17 protein-coding genes are annotated in these 17,251 nt (G+C 68.2%); 6 read left to right on the forward strand and 11 right to left on the reverse strand.

Annotated elements, in window-relative coordinates; genetic code table 11:
• Nucleotides 1-107 precede the first annotated feature (107 nt).
• The 3 genes from BAU06_RS12760 to BAU06_RS12770 are packed head-to-tail and all read right to left on the reverse strand — an operon-like array spanning nt 108 to nt 2,645.
• Complete coding sequence (locus BAU06_RS12760) at nt 108-1,058, reverse strand: homocysteine S-methyltransferase family protein (RefSeq protein WP_197509501.1); 951 nt, start codon at nt 1,056-1,058, stop codon at nt 108-110.
• A gap of 8 nt (nt 1,059-1,066) precedes the next feature.
• A complete protein-coding gene (gene chrA, locus BAU06_RS12765) occupies nt 1,067-2,314 on the reverse strand; it encodes a chromate efflux transporter (protein WP_066349675.1) in 1,248 nt (415 codons plus the stop codon).
• Nucleotides 2,315-2,372: 58 nt separating this feature from the next.
• Nucleotides 2,373-2,645: a metal/formaldehyde-sensitive transcriptional repressor gene (locus tag BAU06_RS12770; RefSeq protein ID WP_066349678.1), complete on the reverse strand. Its 273-nt coding sequence runs from the start codon at nt 2,643-2,645 to the stop codon at nt 2,373-2,375.
• A 112-nt stretch (nt 2,646-2,757) separates the two neighbouring features.
• Here BAU06_RS12770 and BAU06_RS12775 point away from each other — a divergent pair, with 112 nt between their 5' ends.
• Nucleotides 2,758-3,624: a nickel/cobalt efflux transporter gene (locus tag BAU06_RS12775; RefSeq protein ID WP_066349679.1), complete on the forward strand. Its 867-nt coding sequence runs from the start codon at nt 2,758-2,760 to the stop codon at nt 3,622-3,624.
• Between the two features lie 112 nt (nt 3,625-3,736).
• On the opposite strand, the gene BAU06_RS12780 is transcribed toward BAU06_RS12775, so the two are convergent.
• From BAU06_RS12780 to BAU06_RS12790, 3 genes are all read right to left on the reverse strand, one after another.
• On the reverse strand, nt 3,737-4,057 hold the full coding sequence (locus BAU06_RS12780; RefSeq protein ID WP_156770220.1) for a hypothetical protein: 321 nt from the start codon (nt 4,055-4,057) through the stop codon (nt 3,737-3,739).
• A 453-nt stretch (nt 4,058-4,510) separates the two neighbouring features.
• On the reverse strand, nt 4,511-5,455 hold the full coding sequence (locus BAU06_RS12785) for an ABC transporter substrate-binding protein (protein ID WP_082988182.1): 945 nt from the start codon (nt 5,453-5,455) through the stop codon (nt 4,511-4,513).
• A gap of 31 nt (nt 5,456-5,486) precedes the next feature.
• Nucleotides 5,487-6,554, reverse strand: a complete 1,068-nt coding sequence (locus BAU06_RS12790; protein WP_082988183.1) for an alpha/beta hydrolase family protein — start codon at nt 6,552-6,554, stop codon at nt 5,487-5,489.
• A 305-nt stretch (nt 6,555-6,859) separates the two neighbouring features.
• Between BAU06_RS12790 and BAU06_RS12795 the strand changes: the two genes are divergently transcribed.
• Nucleotides 6,860-7,894 carry a CorA family divalent cation transporter gene (locus tag BAU06_RS12795; RefSeq protein WP_066349683.1) on the forward strand — a complete coding sequence of 345 codons (1,035 nt, stop codon included), beginning with the start codon at nt 6,860-6,862 and terminating at the stop codon, nt 7,892-7,894.
• Nucleotides 7,895-7,944: 50 nt separating this feature from the next.
• Here BAU06_RS12795 and ppk2 read toward each other — a convergent pair whose 3' ends face one another.
• Nucleotides 7,945-8,874: a polyphosphate kinase 2 gene (gene ppk2 / locus BAU06_RS12800; protein WP_415834861.1), complete on the reverse strand. Its 930-nt coding sequence runs from the start codon at nt 8,872-8,874 to the stop codon at nt 7,945-7,947.
• Between the two features lie 266 nt (nt 8,875-9,140).
• Between ppk2 and BAU06_RS12805 the strand changes: the two genes are divergently transcribed.
• Together BAU06_RS12805 and BAU06_RS12810 are read left to right on the forward strand one after the other, a co-directional pair.
• On the forward strand, nt 9,141-10,160 hold the full coding sequence (locus tag BAU06_RS12805) for a hypothetical protein (protein WP_066349688.1): 1,020 nt from the start codon (nt 9,141-9,143) through the stop codon (nt 10,158-10,160).
• Entirely contained in the window at nt 10,160-11,599 is a 1,440-nt protein-coding gene (locus BAU06_RS12810; RefSeq protein WP_066349689.1) for an MBOAT family O-acyltransferase, read from the forward strand. The genes BAU06_RS12805 and BAU06_RS12810 overlap by 1 nt, the downstream gene beginning before the upstream one ends.
• Before the next feature lie 32 nt (nt 11,600-11,631).
• On the opposite strand, the gene BAU06_RS12815 is transcribed toward BAU06_RS12810, so the two are convergent.
• The 4 genes from BAU06_RS12815 to BAU06_RS12830 all read right to left on the reverse strand — a co-directional run bounded on the left by BAU06_RS12815 (nt 11,632) and on the right by BAU06_RS12830 (nt 15,017).
• On the reverse strand, nt 11,632-12,423 hold the full coding sequence (locus BAU06_RS12815; protein ID WP_066349694.1) for an anti-sigma factor family protein: 792 nt from the start codon (nt 12,421-12,423) through the stop codon (nt 11,632-11,634).
• A complete protein-coding gene (locus BAU06_RS12820; protein ID WP_082993870.1) occupies nt 12,420-12,980 on the reverse strand; it encodes an RNA polymerase sigma factor in 561 nt (186 codons plus the stop codon). Before BAU06_RS12820 ends, BAU06_RS12815 begins: the two co-directional genes overlap by 4 nt.
• A gap of 83 nt (nt 12,981-13,063) precedes the next feature.
• On the reverse strand, nt 13,064-14,539 hold the full coding sequence (locus tag BAU06_RS12825; RefSeq protein WP_066349706.1) for a YncE family protein: 1,476 nt from the start codon (nt 14,537-14,539) through the stop codon (nt 13,064-13,066).
• A 22-nt stretch (nt 14,540-14,561) separates the two neighbouring features.
• A complete protein-coding gene (locus BAU06_RS12830) occupies nt 14,562-15,017 on the reverse strand; it encodes a DUF305 domain-containing protein (RefSeq protein WP_066349710.1) in 456 nt (151 codons plus the stop codon).
• 431 nt (nt 15,018-15,448) lie between these two features.
• Between BAU06_RS12830 and BAU06_RS12835 the strand changes: the two genes are divergently transcribed.
• Nucleotides 15,449-16,354 (forward strand): motility protein A, encoded by a 906-nt coding sequence (locus BAU06_RS12835; RefSeq protein ID WP_066349711.1) that lies wholly within the window; start codon nt 15,449-15,451, stop codon nt 16,352-16,354.
• Nucleotides 16,351-17,226 carry an OmpA/MotB family protein gene (locus tag BAU06_RS12840; protein ID WP_082988184.1) on the forward strand — a complete coding sequence of 292 codons (876 nt, stop codon included), beginning with the start codon at nt 16,351-16,353 and terminating at the stop codon, nt 17,224-17,226. Before BAU06_RS12835 ends, BAU06_RS12840 begins: the two co-directional genes overlap by 4 nt.
• Nucleotides 17,227-17,251: the final 25 nt, after the last annotated feature.

The following is a 17,251-nucleotide window of genomic DNA, read 5'->3' on the forward strand; positions in this document are numbered from 1 at the left end:
CACCGAAGCGGCGGCGACGGGGGCACGAAGGGAGCATGAAGGCGGCATGACAGAGGCACGAAGGCGGCATGAAGGGGCGCGAAGGTCGGCGCCCGGCCGCTTGCCCTTCAGGCGTCCTGGTTTTTCAGGATTTCCGCCAGGGCGGCGATATGCAGGTGGCTGGTGCCGCAGCAACCCCCCAGTACGCGCAATCCATGATCGCGGCGCAAGGCCGCCATCTGCGCGGCGAACACCCGCGCATCGCCTTCGTCCAGGTGGTCCAGCTTGTCCAGGTCCTCCGGCGGCAGCGCCGAGGCATTCGCCTTCAGGCCGGCCACCCGCGCCGGCAGGCCGGCGGCGCCGGCGGCCGCCGCCATGGCGCCGACCCGCGTGGGATGCACGCAGCCGATCATGATGTGCAGGGGCCGCGGCGAGACCTGCGCGTCCACGGCGTCTATGGCCTTGGCCAGCGGGGTGCCGTCCGGCAGCAGGCCGTCCGCCCCCAGCACGGGCGCCAGCACATAAGGCAGGCCGGTTTCCGCCATGGCCCGGGCCACGCCCAGGAGTTCCGGCAAGCAGGCGAACGTGGGCGCATAGAGCAGGTCCACCCCGCACGCCGCCAGGACCCGGACCTGGGGCGCGTGGTAGGCCCGCGCTTCTTCCGTGCCCGGCGCGCCGGCGGGATCGTAGCCGTCGCGGCGCGGGCCGATCACCCCGGCGATATACACCCGGTCTTCCAGGCCCATCCCGGCGCGCAGGCCGGCCAGCAGGCGGAACGCTTCGCTATTGACGCGCGCCAGGTCGCCCGGCTGTCCGTAGCCCAGGCGCGCCAGGCAGTCGGGATGGGCCCGCCAGGTGGGCGTGCCGATCTGCATGGGCAGTCCGGAACTTGCCGCCACCCGCAGATAGCTGCGGTAAATGCGCTCGAGCGCGTCGCGATCTTGCCGGAACAGCGGCAGGAAGGACGCGAATTCCGGCAGGTCGGCGCCGAACTCGTAGATCAGGCGGGTCTCGATTCCACCGTCGGCAAGGACGGGCGTACCGGCACGGCAGGCGTCAGCGAAGGGAAGGCGCGGCATGGCGGAAGTCATGACATCGTGCCCAGCAGCCAGCCGCCGGCCGCGGCCACCGCCACGACCAGCAGCGGGGACCAGCGCATGACCACCAGCAGCGCGAAGCACAGCAGGGCCAGGCCGAAATCGCGCGCCGACCCGATGGCGCTGGTCCAGACGGGGTTGTACAGGGCCGACAGCAGGATCCCCACCACGCCCGCGTTGATGCCGGCGACGGCGTTCTGGATGCCGGGCCGCGTACGCAGCAGGTGCCAGAACGGCAGGGCGGCCACGACCAGCAGGGCGGCGGGCAGGAAGATCGCCGCCACCATGACCAGCCCGCCGGCCCAGCCCGACAAGGGGCCGGCCGAGACGGCGCCCAGGAAGGCGGCGAAGGTAAACAGGGGACCCGGCACCGCCTGGGCAGCGCCGTAGCCGGCCAGGAAATCCGGGTTCGTCACCATCCCGCTGCCCACCGCGGTGGACTGCAAAAGCGGCAACACCACGTGGCCGCCGCCGAAGACGAGCGCACCGGACCGGTAGAAACCGGCGAATTGCGAGAGTAGGACGTCCCCGGAAAGCGAGGCGGCCAGCGGCAGGCCGATCAGCAGGACGAAGAACAGCACGATGGCGACCACCCCGGCACGACGCGTCACGTTCAAGGCCATGGTGGCCGGCAGGGGGCGCGGCGGCAGCCTCAGCAGCGTGGCGCCGATCAGCGCGCAGGCCACGATGGCGCCGATCTGGCTCAAGGCCGTGGGCAGTACCAGCGTCAACAGCGTGGCGGCGACGGCCAGCATGGCGCGCGGACGGTCCGGGCACAGCGATTTGGCCATGCCCCATACCGCCTGGGCCACGATGGCCACGGCGACGATCTTCAATCCATGCACCACGCCGGAATCGGCGATGCCACCGTAGCGGGCCAGGCCCAGCCCGAACAGTATGAGCAGGATGGCCGAGGGCAGGGTGAATGCCACCCACGCCGCCAGCATCCCCGGCCAACCCGCCCGCATCAGGCCGATGGTCATGCCGACCTTGCTGCTGGCCGGCCCAGGCAGGAACTGGCTCAGGGCGACGATATCGGTATAGGCATGTTCGTCCAGCCATTTGCGGCGCTCGACGAACTCGCCGCGGAAATAGCCCAGGTGCGCCACCGGCCCGCCGAAGGACGTCAGGCCCAGGCGCAGGAAAAGCAGGAACACCTCCAGCCATGCGGGCATGCCGCCTTGCGTCCGGGTAGCGGCCACGCCCTGTGGCGTGCGGGAATCTTGTCTGGCTGGCATGGCTGGGCGGTCTCTGGCGTGGCGTGCCGCGGCGAAGGGGCGGCGGCACATTATCGCGTCATTTCAGATACGACTTGATGACGCGCATGACGGCTTCCAGGTCCTGCTGGCGCCGCGCTTCGTGCGATTCCTTGACGACGTGATCGGTCAGGTGTCCTTCGACGACGGCCATCATCAAGCCGTTGACCGCGCCGCGTATGGCGGCGATCTGCTGCAGGACGGCGTTGCAGTCCGCCTCAGCGTCCAGTTGCCGTTCCAGCGCGGCGGCCTGTCCCTGGATGCGCCTGACGCGTGCCTGCAGCCTGGCCTTGTCGCGGATGGTGTGAGCCATGGTCGCAATCTACCTGTGGAAAAAGGGGGCGATATGCCGGCGCAAGCATAACCGCCAGATACTGGGGGGTAGTATACTGGCCCGCTCTTTTATGTCACACAGGCCGTCCCCCATGTCGGAGTTCTCCACCCTGCTGCAGCAGGGCAATGCGTGGCTGTTCATCCCCAGCGCGATCCTGTTGGGCGCGCTGCACGGCCTGGAGCCGGGGCATTCCAAGACCATGATGGCGGCGTTCATCGTCGCCATACGCGGGACGATGGCGCAGGCGGTGCTGCTGGGCCTGTCCGCCACGGTGTCGCATACGGCGGTGGTCTGGGCTGTCGCGCTGGCCGGCCTGTACTTCGGCCGGAACTGGGACGCGCGGACCAGCGAGCCGTATTTCCAGATCGCCTCGGCCGTGTTGATCGTCGGCGTGGCCGGCTGGATGCTGTGGCGTACCTGGCGGGGCGGGCAGCCCGCACATGGCCATTGCGATCATCACGGTCATAGCCATGAGCGCGGTCACGGCTATGAGCACGGTCACAGCCATGAGCACGGTCATCATGGCCAGCCGCCGGGCTTCCCCGTGCTGGAACACCAGGATGCCCATGAACGCGCGCACGCCCAGGACATCCGGCGCCGTTTCGCGCATCGCCAGGTCACGACCGGGCAAATCGCGCTGTTCGGGCTGACGGGCGGACTCGTGCCTTGCCCGGCCTCGATCACGGTGCTGCTGCTTTGCCTGCAACTGAAGAAGCTGACGCTGGGCGCCACGCTGGTCCTGTGCTTCAGCATCGGCCTGGCCCTGACCATGGTGGCCTCGGGCGCGCTGGCAGCGCTCAGCGTCAGGCACGTATCGCGCCGTTGGGGCGGATTCGGTGAATTCGCGCGGCGGGCGCCTTACGTATCGGGCCTGCTCATCGTAATGGTGGGGCTTTACGTGGGCTGGCAGGGCTGGCAGGGATTGGCGGCCGCGACGCAGGCATTGCCGCCTGCATAAGCCCAAGCGAAGAGGGCAGTGCCGCGTGCCGGCGGTCGGGACGCGGAGACGGTCGCCTGGATGACGTCCCGGCCAGCCCCGGGCAGGATGGCTCCGCCCGAGCGGGGCGGCGCTATTGGGCCGCTGGCGTGGCGGCGACGTTGGCCGATCCTGCCGGCGAAACGCCACGCTGCATTTCGATGTTCAGCCACTTGTCGCCGGGTTCGCCGCTGAAGGTGCGGGCGCTGCCGGGCGCCAGGTGATATTCCGTTCTTTGGGTGTTTTCGGATTCCACGTAGAAAACGATCTCTTGATCCAGGGTGTTCACCACATAGATCTGTTCCGTCGTAACGGAGAAGGTCGGGGGGATCGTGGCGGCGGTCTGCGCCTTGGCGGCAAGCGGGGCCGACAAGACGAAGGCAAGCGCCACATGGCGATGCAAGGAGCTGCGCATGATGATGACCTCGGCGTATCCAGGAATGGGCGACGGCGGCCTGCGCGGGCGGGTCGCGCCCAGGCAGGATGCGTTCACGCGTCAAGCTCGCGTTGCCGTCGCGATAGCGCGCAACGGGCCGGCGGCAAGCGCGGAATGCCACGCCGGCGCTGATTACACAGCGCGCGTTGCCGCCGAACAATTGCCAATACGCTCAGTGCCTGACGTGGCGCGGCGCCGGCACGATCCTTAGGGATACGTCCATGGCGCGCCGCGGCAGGCGCTTGGCGTGCGATTGCGCCGCTTCTTTCATCCCTATGGCGACGACTTCCCGTCGTGTTCGCTTCGCCTGGCCCGCCGGTGGGGGCGAGCCGCTCCCCCGCATCGAGGGATTGCTACCGAGTGCCTAGACCAAGACCGGCCGCACGGCGCATGGGCGTCGATAACCGCACAGCTGTGGCCGCCATCCCGGCATCAGCGTCCCGCTTCGCGCGCCACGCCGGGATCCAGCATGGCGGCCAGCTCGCCGCGGCTGCGCGGCGCGCGCTTCTGCACGCCGGCGGCCCAGGGCTCCATATCGGTCAGGACGGCGATGAGGGATTCCGTATCCAGGCGCGCCGGAAAGCGGAACTGCGGCCAGGCTTTCTCGATGACGGAGACGGGGGCATTGACCGCCTGGGACAGGGCAGGCCAGTGCTTGCGCGGATGCGCGGTCAGCTCCTGCGATACCTCCGCGATGGTGCGGATGGCGCGTACCAGCGCCGCGCGTCGCGCCGGGTCGTTCAGCACCGCCGTGGTCGTGTTCAGGTTGAACCGCTCGAAGTAGGCATGCGGCGGCTTGCGCGGGTCGGTCATGACAATGGCGTCCTGGCCCAGCGCGTCGATGGCGTTCTGCGGGTGCGGCTCCCACATTGCCATGGCGTCCGCCTGGCCCCGTACCAGGGCCGGCGGCATGGCCTCGGGCTCGAGCTTGACCGGTGCGATATCGGCCAGGTCCAGCCCGGCCGTGGCGAGCATGACGCGCAGAAAATACTCCGACGAGGTTGCCGGCGTGTACGCCACCCGCTTGCCGCGCAGGTCCGCGATACGGTGTATGCCGGCGCTGCGCCGGCCCACCATGCGGTAATGGCATTCGGCCAGCGTCAGTATCACGCGCAGCTGCGGCCGCAGGACGGCGCTCAGGGTGGCCTGGGTCTCGCTGCCCGTGGCCGCGTCGACCTGGCCGGCCACCAGCCGTGCCGACGCCGCCCGGCCATTGGGCAGGCGCACCACGCGTATGCCGGGCGGACTGCCGATCAACAGGGGCCCGCTTTCTATGGTGGTCTGGTTGACGGCGACCGGCATCTGGGTCGCCTCGGCGCGGGCGGCCGATATCAGGGGCGCGGCGGCCAGCCATCCCAGCAGTTGGCGTCTTTGCATCGTTGTCTCCTGCGCGGCGCGCGCCTGTCCGTCACGACTTTTCGATGTTGCGGTCGATCCAGTCCAGCAGCCAGTCGGCCACCTGCAGGCTGTTGGCGTCCTGCATCAACATATGGGAATTGCCGCGGAAGCCGACCTGTGGCAGCTCCACGAGCCGCGCCTTGCCGCCGGCCTTGGCGACCGCATCGATGAATTCCCGGCATTTCCGCAGGCGTGGCGCCCAGCGCGGGGCGATCTCGACGTTGTCGCCATACACCACCAGGATAGGCATCCTGGTATAGGGGCGCAGGTCGCCGGTGGGGGCGGGGCATACCGTCGGTTCGATGGCGACGATACCGGCTATGCCCTCGGTACTGAGCGCCGCCGTCTGGAAGGGATAGACGCCTCCCTGGGAATGGCTCATCAGCACCGTGCCGTGCAGCCGTTGGGCCAGGCGGGAAAGATTGGGCACGGTGGGATTGGGCGAGGGCAGGGCGGCGAACCAGTCCGGCACCAGTTGCTTCCAGAGTTCGGCCTGCGCCTGCAGCGGGAATTGCAGATTGGGATAGGGCTTGGGATATTCCGGCCCGAAGCGGAAGACCGTCCAGGCTTCCTCGTGGCCAGCGGCGAACAGGGCCGGCAGGGTGTCCGGCGCAGTCTTGCCCATTTTCACGCTGTTGATGGCGGACGGATCGAAGGCAGAGCGCCCGCGCGACACCTGGTCGATCGTATAGGTGGCGTATCCCTTGCGGACGAAATACTCCTGCCAGCCCATGCGGCCGTCGGGGGTGGTTTCCCAGGTCTTGGCCGTCAGGCAGCAGCCGTGGATCAGCGTGATGGGATAGCGCCTGGCATGCGGTGGGACCTGGTAGCTGACGTACATCTGGTCCACCGTTATCGTGCCGTCGGCGCCGCGGCCCGGCGCCGTGGACAGGGTGTCCGAATGCACGTCGCGGCCACCGACGAAGAAGCTGCCTTGCGCCTGTATCGTCAATGGCCCCGCCGCCGCCTGTGCCGGTCCGGCCGCCCGGACGGCCGCGCCCCCCGTCGCCATCGTCAATGCCAGGGCCGTCAAGGCGCCACGCAGGGCATGGCGCCACCGCGAACCGGTTTCCATCATCTTGTCTCCGTTTGTCGTTGTATCGCGGCAAACGCCCGGCGCCGCGCGCCGGCATGGCCTGCCGTGGTGCCGCAAGCGTAGCGGGCACCGACTGACAGCGCGCTGACCGCGCCGCGCCACGCGGGTATCCGGGGAAGCGGCGGGTGCCGGCGGTCGGTCCTTATCGTGCCCGCGGTCGTCGTGCCGCTGTCGTCGTGCGCCTGTCACGCCACCGTCATCCGCGCAGCGTATTGATGGGCGCCTGCGCGGCCGCACGGGTCGCGCAGGCGCGGGCGCTCGCCCTACACCCCATCATTCCTGCCGCAATGGATACTTCCGTCCGCACGGACACCCTGGAAAGCCGCAGGCGGCTGCTGGCCCTGGCCGACGGGCCGGGCGGCCTGATCTGCGCCTTCCGCTTCGGCCGCGGCGCCCCGCGGCGCCTGAACTGGGCCGACATCCAGGTCCCGCCGCCGGCCGCGTCCGGCGAATTCACCTGGATGCACCTGAAGTCGGCCGACGGCCGCATACACGATTGGCTGGAACACAACCAGGACATCCCCGAAGCCGCGCGCGCCTTCCTGGCGGGCCGCGACAGCCGTCCGCGCCTGCATGTCACCGACGAGGGCGTCCATGGCCTGCTGGTCGACCTGAAGATGGACGCGGAAGCGCAGGACGACGAGAAAGGCGTGCTGCATTTCTTCATGGACGGCACGCGGCTGATCACCGTGCGCACGCGGGCGCTGCGCTCCACGGACCGGCTGCGGCGCCTGGTCGAGGACGGCGCCGACTACGGCTGCACCCTGGAGCTGCTGGCCGCCTTGCTGCAATGCCTGCACGAAGGCTTCCTGGAACGGCTGGAAGCGCTGACCGACGAGGTCGACGATATCGAGGCATCGGTGCTGTCCGACCGCCAGCAGGCCGACCGCAGCGCGCTCAGCGCCGTGCGGCGGCAACTGGCCGAGTTCCGCCGCCACATCAATCCGGAACGCAACATCCTGGGCCGCCTGTGCACCTTGGGGCATGCGTGGGCCGACAGCGAGGCGCAGGACCGCCTGGTCCAGGTAATCGACGCCTTGCACGGCCTGGCCGGCGCCATCGATGCCTTGTACGAGCGTGCCAAGCTGTTGCAGGAAGAGATCGCCTCGCAGATGGCCGAGCAGATGAACCGCAACCTGATGGTGCTGTCCATCCTGACCGCGCTCCTCATGCCGGGCACGCTGGTGTCCGGCATCTTCGGCATGAACATGGCGGACGTACCGGGCCTGCAGTGGCCGGGGGCGTTCTGGCTGGTGTTGAGCCTGATGCTGGGGCTGGGCGTGGGGATGCTGCTGTTGTTGAAAAAGCTGAAACTATTCTAGGGCGGCGCGTTCGCATCGCATGCGCGACGCGTCCACTGTGCACGGCGCGTTCAATACCGCTCGGGCACCATCATATGGGCCGGCACGGGATGGCGCACATAATCGGCATGCCTTTCGCGCGGGGGCAGTACGATGCCGGGACGTTCGATGTCGTGGTACGGCATCTGCGCCAGCAGGTGGCTGATGCAGTTCAGCCGGGCGCGCTTCTTGTCCACCGCCTGCACCACCCACCAGGGCGCTTCGGGAATGTGGGTGCGCTCCAGCATGGTTTCCTTGGCGCGCGTGTAGGCTTCCCAGCGGCGGCGCGATTCCAGGTCCATGGGGCTGAGCTTCCATTGCTTCAGCGGATCGTTGATGCGGCCCAGGAAGCGCAGGTGCTGTTCTTCGTCGGTGATGGAGAACCAGTACTTGATCAACTGGATACCCGAGCGCACCAGCATCTTTTCGAACTCGGGCACGGTGCGGAAGAATTCTTCGTACTGTTCGTCCGTGCAGAAGCCCATGACATGCTCGACGCCGGCCCGGTTGTACCAGCTGCGGTCGAACAGCACGATCTCGCCGGCGGCCGGCAGGTGCGACACGTAACGCTGGAAATACCATTGCGTGCGTTCGCGGTCGTTGGGCGCGGGCAGGGCGGCCACGCGGCACACGCGCGGGTTCAGGCGCTGCGTGATGCGCTTGATGACGCCACCCTTGCCGGCGGCATCGCGCCCTTCGAACAGGATAACGACTTTGTGCCCCGTGGCCACCACCCAGTTCTGCAGCTTGACCAGTTCGCCCTGCAGGCGGAACAGCTCGCGGAAATAGGTGCGGCGCCAGGCCTTTTCCTCGTCCGTGGGCAGCTGGGCGGCCTGGCCCTGCAATTCCTCGAAGGTGCGGTCTTCCAGCTCCAGTTCGAGTTCTTCGTCGTAGTGGTCGGCCAGATCGCGATGTATCCGCCGCACCAGGTCTTCGTCGATGGCTGCCTGCTTCCCGTCCACATCCGGCTCCCTGTGCGATTCCGGCGCCATGCTATGACACATCGATGACAGCGACATGACGGCCGCGACCGCTGCTTTTCCCCTTCGTTTGGGGGATGGAAGGGATGAGACCCGGCGTGACAGCATGCTGGCATTTCGGAGTCGACCGGATGTAAACGCATCGGCGCCGCCTCGGTCGCCGTCGCCACGGCCGGCATCATCCGGCTTAAGGCATGCGCGGGGCATCGAGTCGTCCAGGCAGATCGAAAAGAGGACACACGTTCATCATGCAAGAAGAAAACGTGGAATCCCTGCAGGCCATGAGCGCGACGCTTCCCGTTCGAGAGAACGGCCGAAGCGGCTATGCACGCGGTCGCCGGGCCGCGCGCTTCCTCGCGATTGCCGCGGTGGTGTGGGCGGTGCTGGACGGCCTTTATGCCGCCTTTCCCATGATCCGGCCGGGCGCGGACATCGTCATGGAAGCCAAGTTCCAGTCCCTGGTGAAAGGGCGGCTGTTCTCGCCGGAGGATCGCGCGCGCGTGCTGGTCTTCGGCAACAGCAAGACTTTGGCCGGCTTCCGGCCCGAGGACTTCGATGGTGCCTTCCGGCCCGGCGTGCGTTCGTACAACCTGGGTTTGCCCGGCGACGCCCGCATCCTGCCTATCCTGGAAGCGGCCCTGGCCGCGGGCAACGTACCCACCCACGTGTTGCTGACCATGGCCTGGGACGACAAGCCCAAGCCCACCCTGCTGGACCGCTTGCGCGACGACGAGACCATCCTGTATACCCTGGTGCCGTTCCGCGACCTGCCGCGCGACATCACCGCCTTCATCGTCTCCAGCCATTTCCGCTTCCGCGAGCGCTACGAGGAAGGCCGGCACGAGCGCGACCGCATGCTGGCGCAGCGCGGCTGGTATTTCATCAAGGGGCAAAGCTATTTCCCCAGCGGCGAGCTGCCCGACGACTACGCCATTCCCAGCGACCATCCCGACGAATTCCTTGCGCGGCCGATTCCGCCGGCGTCCTTCGTGCTGGACGAGCTGGACAGGCTGTCGCGCCAGTACGGGTTCAAGGTCATCCTGGTCCCGGGCAATACGCGCCGCCATGCGCAGGCGCCGGCGCCGGCCGGCGACGAGCGCCGCGCCCTGGATATCGCGGGCCATCCCGGCATGCGCGTCATCGGGCCCGATTACTGGATCTATCCGCCCAAGGACTACTCCGACGCGGTGCACCTGAATCCCGCCGGGGCCCTGGCGTACACGCATGACCTGGCGCGCCTGGTCGCCGACAGCGGGGTCCTGAACTGATGCTATTCAACTCCTTCGAGTTCGTGGCCTTCTTCGGCGCCTTCCTGGCCGTGTTCTTCACGGTGCGGCCCGGACAGCAACCCATGGTGCTGCTGATCGCCAGCTACCTTTTCTACATGGGCTGGCGTCCGTCCTTCGCCATCCTGCTGGCGTTCACCACCATCGTGGACTACACGACGGCCCTGGCCATGGAAAGGGCGCGCGGGGAGCCGGGGCGGCGCCTGTACATGGCGGCGGCGCTGGCCATCAACCTGGGCATCCTGGGGACGGTCAAGTACCTGGATTTCGCGATATCCAACATCGTGGGGATCACCGGCTTCTTCGGCATCGAGATCCCCGCCCATGCGCTGGGCCTGGTCCTGCCCGTGGGCATTTCCTTCTACACCTTCCAGTCCGTGGGCTACACGCTGGACGTCTACAACCGGCGGATACCCGCGGAGATGGATTTCATCGTCTATGCCCAGTATGTGTCCTTCTTTCCGCAACTGGTGGCCGGGCCCATCGAGCGGGGCGGGCATATGTTGCCGCAGTTCAGGCGGCCCCATGTTTTCCGCTACGACAACCTGGTCGGCGGCGGGTGGCTGATCGGCTATGGGCTGTTCAAGAAGATGTGCATCGCGGACGTCATTTCGCCCTTCGTGGCGGGCATCTACGCCAATCCCGGGGCGTATTCCGGCGGATACCACGCGCTGGCCGCGGCCCTGTTCGCGGTACAGATCTATTGCGATTTCTCCGGCTACTCCGACATCGCGCGGGGCGCCGCGCGCATCATGGATTGCGAGCTGATGGTCAATTTCCGCCAGCCGTACTTCGCCGCCAGCCTGACGGAGTTCTGGCGCCGGTGGCATATCTCGCTGTCGTCCTGGTTCCGCGATTACCTGTATATGCCCTTGGGCGGCAGCCGCCGGGCCGGACCCGTCGCGGCACGCAACATCCTGGTGGTGTTCCTGGTCAGCGGCATCTGGCATGGCGCCGGCTGGACCTTCATCGTGTGGGGGGTGCTGCATGGGCTGGGGTTGGCGATCGAACGGGGCTTTCGCGATACGGCCGCGCGGCGGTGGCTGGCCGCCTCGCTGCCTCGCCTGTCCACCCTGCTGGCGCATGCCTGGACGCTGCTGGTGGTACTGGCCGCATGGGTGTTCTTCCGGGCGGGCTCGCTGTCCGACGCGGTCCAGGTCTTCCGGCACCTGGGTACGGGGGGCGCGTTCTCCTACGGGGTTTTCAACACCCTGGGCCTGTCGGCGTTCCAGATCGCCATCCTGGCCGTCTCGCTGCTGTTATTGCTGGCGGTCGACTACCACCTGGTCTACCGGCCGGAACGCCTGCGCCGCCTGGCCGGCATGCCCGCGGTCGGTACGGCCGCGGGCGTCGCGCTGGGCTATTACGTCCTGCTGTTCGGCGTCTTCGGCCGCACGGAATTCATTTACTTCCAGTTCTGAGACGGCGAGCGAAGGCGGCCGGGGCTGCCTTGTCACCCCTGCCCGGACGGGGCATCGACCTGCCGGCGCACTTCATCGGCCAGCGGGTGCAGGTCGGGCAGGGACGATGGCGCCATCACGCTATATCCCAGTCCCTGGTCGGACCACGCGTAGCCCGCCACGCCACCTTGCCGGTGCGCGGACATCGGCGTGTCGCGTTCGACGGCCATCGGCCGGACCATCATGGCGATGCGGGTGCCCTGCGCATCGTCGTACAGGAAGAGGCCGGCGGGCCCGTGTTCCGTGGCGATCAGGCGGCCCCCCATGAAGCGATAGCCCGCCGCGTCCAGGTCGGGCAGGGCGATGGGCCGGTCCAGGCGTTGCGAAATCCAGGAGACCAGCTGGGTCTTGTCGGCCGCGGGCATTTCCACCGGCCGGCGGTCGTCGACCGCATAGACCCGGTAACTGGCCGCCGCCTCGCGCGCCAGCGCCGCGATGCCGCCCGACGGCCCCTGGGTCGTGCCGCGCAGGTTCCAGCCGCTTATCCCGCCTATGCCCAGCGCCAGCACGATGGATGCGGCGATGCGCCAGGGAATGCGGCGGCGTTGGCGGTGGGCCTCGACCATGCGCTTGAGGTCGAGCTCCGGCGGGATGGGTTCGTCCATGACGGGCGCCAGTTCCTCGCGCAGGCGCTGGCGCAGCGCGGCATGGCCGCGGGTCCGCGCCGCGACATCCGGATGCCGGGCAAGGTAATCCCGCACCTGGGCCTGCCGCGGGCCGTCCAGTGCGCCGTCGACGTAGGCAAGCAGGTCCTCTTCCCGGATAGGGGATTCGTCCTGGCTCATTTCACTCTCCGCAGTACAGGGCGGCCCGGGACGGCGCGCGCCTGGCCGTGCAAGCCGTCCACCGGCCCGCCGCCGGCCGTCATGGCGCCGTGCAGGATGCGCAGCAGTTTCTCGCGGGCGCGCGCCAGGCGCGACGTGACGGTACCGGTCGGGATATCCAGCACCTTGGCGGCTTCTTCGTATGTCATGTCTTCCACGGAGACCAGCAGCAGCACGCTGCGCTGTTCGTCCGGCAGTTGTTCCAGGGCCCGCAGTACGTCGCCGTAGCGCAGGCCGTCCTCCTGGGAGGGACGCACGGCCAGTGCGTCGTCATCCACCTGGTCCAGCGTCAGGTCGGCATTGCGCGGACGCGCGCGCCGCAGGTGATCCATGGCCAGATTGTGCAGGATGGCGAAGACCCATTTGCGGGTATCGGCCACGTCGCGCCGCTGGTGCCAGCGGGCGATCACCCGCTCCAGGCAGTCCTGCACCAGGTCGTCCGCCAGGGACTTGTCGCGCAGGAGCGCCCGGGCGTAGCGGCGCAGGGCGGGAATCAGCGGCTCGACCAGCCGCATCATATCGTCCAAGGTTCTTCCTTATCCGTTGCGATGCCAACCTGTTCGCCGGCCGGCGCCCCTGGGGGATAGCCGGCCGCCTTGCTTCAAAGCCCCTGCACCTGCACCGGCGCGCCGGTCTTGCCGTCGGTCTGCGGCGCGATCACCAGATAGCGGCGCGCGTCCTTGGCGGTGGCGTCGTCCTGCACGATCTGGCGGATGGGCCCGATGGCGTTGACGATAGCCGATCCGGCGGGATTGGCGACGAAGGCGGCCAGGGGCTGCAGCGTGCCGCCGCCGTCCGCGCGGTCGGCCAGGGCCAGCACGTAGGGATGCCTGGGCTGCAAGCCGGTCGCGGACGCCTGCAGCACCTGCAGCAAGCCCTGGTCGAACAGCGTGACGGACGTGGGCGGCGTGTCCGACGCCAGCGGCTTGCCGTCCCGCACCGCCTGCAGCACCAGGTGTGCGGCCTGGCCCGCCACCCCCAGCGGCTGCAGGTTCTGCATGCCGTCGCCTTGCGGTACCGCGTTCGGGACATAGGCGATTGCCTGCGGCGCCTGGCCGATGGGCACATTGCCGACGACGGTGTTGGTGGCCGTATCGATGGCCGCCAGCGCGTCGCCGTTTTCCAGCCCCACGTAGACGCGCGTACCGTCGCCGGAGGGCCAGACGCCATGGGGCAGCTTGCCGACGGGGATGGTCGCCACCTGGGCGTAGTCGTCGGTGCGGAACACCTTCACCTGGTTCAGGCCGCCCACGGTCACATAGGCGAAGCTGCCTGCCCGGTTGCGGACGAAGTTCACATGGTTGGTGATGGGACCGGTGTCCAGCGTCTTCAGCAGCGTGAAGGGCGGGCGCGCATCGAAGACCTGCACCTTGCCCACGTCCTTCAGCGTGAACCACACCTGCTTGCCGTCGGCGGTAGCGGCGATGTTGGGGCAGAAGGGGCTGGCCTGCGGCACCTTGCCGACGATCCGGTGGTTGGAGACCTGCACCACCACGGTTTCGGGATTGAAGGACGAACAGACATAGCCGTACTTGCCGTCGGGAGAGAAGATCTGCATGCCGGGGCCCGCGGCCGTGGTGATACGGGTCTTCTCTTTGTAGGTCGCCGCGTCGATCACCGAGACATAGTTCTCGCCGCGCACCGTGACCCACACTTCCTTGCCGTCGGGCGTATAGAAGGCCTCGTGCGGCGAGCGCCCGACATACGTGACGTGCTTGACCGTATTGGTGGCCGTGTCGATGAAGGTCACCGAATTGGACCCGATCGACACCACGGCCAGTGTCCGATGGTCGGGCGAATAGCCCATGCCGTGCACCAGCACCTGCCCGCGATACAGCGGACTGAAGTTGCCGGGCGCCGGATCGCCCAGGCGGATCACGCCCAGCAGGCGGTTGTCGACGGGGTCCGTCACGGACACCGTGTTGGAGAACTGTTCGGCGGCGTAGACGCGGTCCCGGTGGCTCACCGGCACATCGGGGGCGCCGGCCGCGCCGGGCGCCTGGCCGGCCTGCGTGGACAGGCTGGCGGCGCCCAGCACGGCGGCCGCCAGCAGATTCAAGACATGGATGCGCTTCATTGCGGGGACACTCCTGGGGAAATCAATCGTGGTGGTGATGGGACATGGACATGGCGGGCGCCATCGCGGGCGGCGCCGGCGTTCCGGACGGCGCGGCGGCGTCGGGCTGGGTCGGGGCTGGCGTGGAGGGCGGCAGCGGCTGGCCCAGGGCCAGGCGCATGGCGGCGATCTCCTGCTGCTGGTCGACGATGATTTCCTGGGCGATGCGCCGCAATTGCTCGTTCTTGCCGTAGCGCAGCTCGGCCTGCGCCATATCGATGGCGCCCTGGTGGTGCGGGATCATCATGGCGACGAAATCCTGGTCGATATCGCCGCTGGGCCGGGCCTCCATTCCCGCCATCATGCGGTCCATGGCGGCGTTGTTTTCGGCCAGGAAGGCGGCCTCGTCGCCCTCGGCGGCCCAGGCGCCGGCGCACAGCGCCGCGGCCGACAGCAGCAAGGCGGCCGCGCGCCGCCGGTGGATATGGAGCCTGGTCATGGCATCCCCTTGTCGGAAGAGTGGGTCATACGGGGGTAGACGCGCGGGACCGGCGGATCCTTCCGGGCCGAGGAAAAAAAACTGGGGACCGGGGCAGCGGCGGTCCGGAGTTGACGTACTACTTTAAAGTTTCTGTTTCGGTTCCAGCGTGAAGCCATTGATACGATTGGGATTTCTCCAATCCGACGGCCCGGTGCATGCGCGGCGGCGCCGGACCAGTCAGCACGGGCGTCCCCCGCGCGGCGCCGCCCCGGCAACGCGATCCCGCCGCCCGGGCCCGCGAGCCCAAGCGCCCGGTTTCGGGGGGTTTTCGGCCCTTTTTACGGCCGTTGGCCGGACGGCCCCCTCACTAGAATGATGCCGTCCCGCCGTCCGCGCGGGATCCGGCGGGCCCGGCGGCCCGGCCCGGTCGCCTTACATGGGCCCTTTGAATGAATGCTTCGACCCTGATCGGTATCGCCGTCGCCCTCGTCACCCTGGCGGCCGCGATTTTCTCCTCTTCGCCCGACGCCATCGCCTTCGTCAACCTGCCGGGCCTGGGCATCGTGCTGGGGGGCACCGCCGCGGCCTTGTTCATCGGCTACCCGATGACGGAGGTGCGCCGCATCGTCCCGCTGCTGCGCCTGGTTTTCCGCAACGAGAAGGTGGACACGCAGCGCGATATCGACGAACTGGTGGCGTTGGCCCATAGCTGGGCAAGCGCCGACGTGCACAACGTCGAACGCGAACTGCAGAAGGTCACCAACCCCTTCCTGCGCACCGGCGTGCAATTGATCATCGACAACACGCCGGAAGAGCAGATCGTCGAACTGCTGCAATGGCGCATCGCCCGCATGCGCGCCCGCGAACAGGCCGAGGCGCAGATGTTCCGCACCATGGCCAGCTTCGCGCCGGCCTTCGGCATGCTGGCCACGCTGATCGGCCTGGTGAACCTGATGACGGTGCTGGGCTCGCAGGGCATGGACGTCATCGGCAAGCAGATGGGCATCGCGCTGATCGCCACCTTCTACGGCATCCTGCTGGCGAACCTGATCTGCAAGCCCATCGCCATCAAGCTGGAGCGCCGCACCGAACAGCGGCTGGTGCTGATGAATATGGTGCTGCAGGGTATCTCGATGATGTGCGAGCGGCGCGGTCCCGCGATGGTGCGCGAGACGCTCAACTCCTTCATGCAGAACCTGGAAGACGAAATCCGCGAAGCGCCCCCGAAAAAGCCCAAGGCCAAGCCCGCGCGGCCCGCCACGCCCGGCGCCACGCGGGCGTCCCCGACCTTGGCGCGCCAGCCGGCAGCCGACGCCGCCAGCCTGCGTAACCGGACCCCATCGCCGCGGCCATGAGTTCCAATCCCTCGCGCGCGTCCTGGATAGACATCGCCATACAGCGCAAGGCGGAAGAAGAGCGCCGGCTGCGCGAGCGCAGCAAGACGGCGCGCCGCAACCGCTACGAGCGCTGGCATGTGCCTGAAACGCTGGATCGTGAGCCGGACAACTGGCTGATGACCTACCTGGACCTGATCACGCTGCTTCTGGCCTTGTTCGTGGTCATGCTGGCCCTGACGCGCATCGGCCCGGGCCCCGGCGCCAAGCCGCCGCAGGTGGCGGCCGGGGTCAGCCTGGCCAAGCTGCCGCCGGCTCCCGCGCAGCCGTGGGCCGCCGACCTGCCCAAGATCCCGGAGGAATGGTCGCGCCTGCCGGATCCGCCCCCGCCGGAAGCCGTGGCCACGGCGCCCACCGAGCCGCTGGAAAAACCGGCGCCGCCGGTCAAGATGCCCACGGCGGCGGAACTGGGCCTGACGGACCTGGGCAAATCCGTGAACGTGCAGATCAACCGCCAGACGGTGAGCTTCCGCATCAGCAATGAGCTGTTGTTCACGTCCGGGCAGGCCACGCTCAGCAGCGAAGGCGGCCCGCTCATCAAGAAGCTGGCCGAGGTGATCAACCGCAGCAAGTATCCGGTCTCGGTAGAGGGCCACAGCGACAATGTGCCCATCCTGACGCGCCAGTTCGCGTCCAACTGGGACCTGTCCACCAGCCGCGCGACCTCCGTGCTGCGCGAACTGGTACGCGATGGCGTCGATCCGCGGCGCCTGCGCGCCGTGGGCTATGCCGACACCAAGCCGCTGGAGAGCAATGACACGCAGGCGGGCAGGGCCGCCAACCGACGCGTGGAGCTGATCATGCGCATCGTGCCGGAGCAGGCCGCGGAATAAGGCGCGCGCCGGCTCGGCGCGCGCC

It is taken from the genome of Bordetella bronchialis, from assembly GCF_001676705.1.
In the GTDB taxonomy this organism is placed as follows: Bacteria; Pseudomonadota; Gammaproteobacteria; order Burkholderiales; family Burkholderiaceae_B; genus Bordetella_C; species Bordetella_C bronchialis.

What these genes read in the sequence shown, in the direction of transcription:
- BAU06_RS12840 (WP_082988184.1), top strand. Translation starts at nt 16,351, where the DNA reads ATGAGTTCCAATCCCTCGCGCGCGTCCTGGATAGACATCGCCATACAG.
- BAU06_RS12815 (WP_066349694.1), bottom strand. Translation starts at nt 12,423, where the DNA reads ATGAGCCAGGACGAATCCCCTATCCGGGAAGAGGACCTGCTTGCCTAC.
- BAU06_RS12825 (WP_066349706.1), bottom strand. Translation starts at nt 14,539, where the DNA reads ATGAAGCGCATCCATGTCTTGAATCTGCTGGCGGCCGCCGTGCTGGGC.
- BAU06_RS12760 (WP_197509501.1), bottom strand. Translation starts at nt 1,058, where the DNA reads ATGCCGCGCCTTCCCTTCGCTGACGCCTGCCGTGCCGGTACGCCCGTC.
- BAU06_RS12790 (WP_082988183.1), bottom strand. Translation starts at nt 6,554, where the DNA reads ATGATGGAAACCGGTTCGCGGTGGCGCCATGCCCTGCGTGGCGCCTTG.
- BAU06_RS12830 (WP_066349710.1), bottom strand. Translation starts at nt 15,017, where the DNA reads ATGACCAGGCTCCATATCCACCGGCGGCGCGCGGCCGCCTTGCTGCTG.
- BAU06_RS12805 (WP_066349688.1), top strand. Translation starts at nt 9,141, where the DNA reads ATGCAAGAAGAAAACGTGGAATCCCTGCAGGCCATGAGCGCGACGCTT.
- BAU06_RS12770 (WP_066349678.1), bottom strand. Translation starts at nt 2,645, where the DNA reads ATGGCTCACACCATCCGCGACAAGGCCAGGCTGCAGGCACGCGTCAGG.
- BAU06_RS12810 (WP_066349689.1), top strand. Translation starts at nt 10,160, where the DNA reads ATGCTATTCAACTCCTTCGAGTTCGTGGCCTTCTTCGGCGCCTTCCTG.
- BAU06_RS12785 (WP_082988182.1), bottom strand. Translation starts at nt 5,455, where the DNA reads ATGCAAAGACGCCAACTGCTGGGATGGCTGGCCGCCGCGCCCCTGATA.
- BAU06_RS12775 (WP_066349679.1), top strand. Translation starts at nt 2,758, where the DNA reads ATGTCGGAGTTCTCCACCCTGCTGCAGCAGGGCAATGCGTGGCTGTTC.
- BAU06_RS12820 (WP_082993870.1), bottom strand. Translation starts at nt 12,980, where the DNA reads ATGATGCGGCTGGTCGAGCCGCTGATTCCCGCCCTGCGCCGCTACGCC.
- chrA (WP_066349675.1), bottom strand. Translation starts at nt 2,314, where the DNA reads ATGCCAGCCAGACAAGATTCCCGCACGCCACAGGGCGTGGCCGCTACC.
- BAU06_RS12835 (WP_066349711.1), top strand. Translation starts at nt 15,449, where the DNA reads ATGAATGCTTCGACCCTGATCGGTATCGCCGTCGCCCTCGTCACCCTG.
- BAU06_RS12795 (WP_066349683.1), top strand. Translation starts at nt 6,860, where the DNA reads ATGGATACTTCCGTCCGCACGGACACCCTGGAAAGCCGCAGGCGGCTG.
- BAU06_RS12780 (WP_156770220.1), bottom strand. Translation starts at nt 4,057, where the DNA reads ATGCGCAGCTCCTTGCATCGCCATGTGGCGCTTGCCTTCGTCTTGTCG.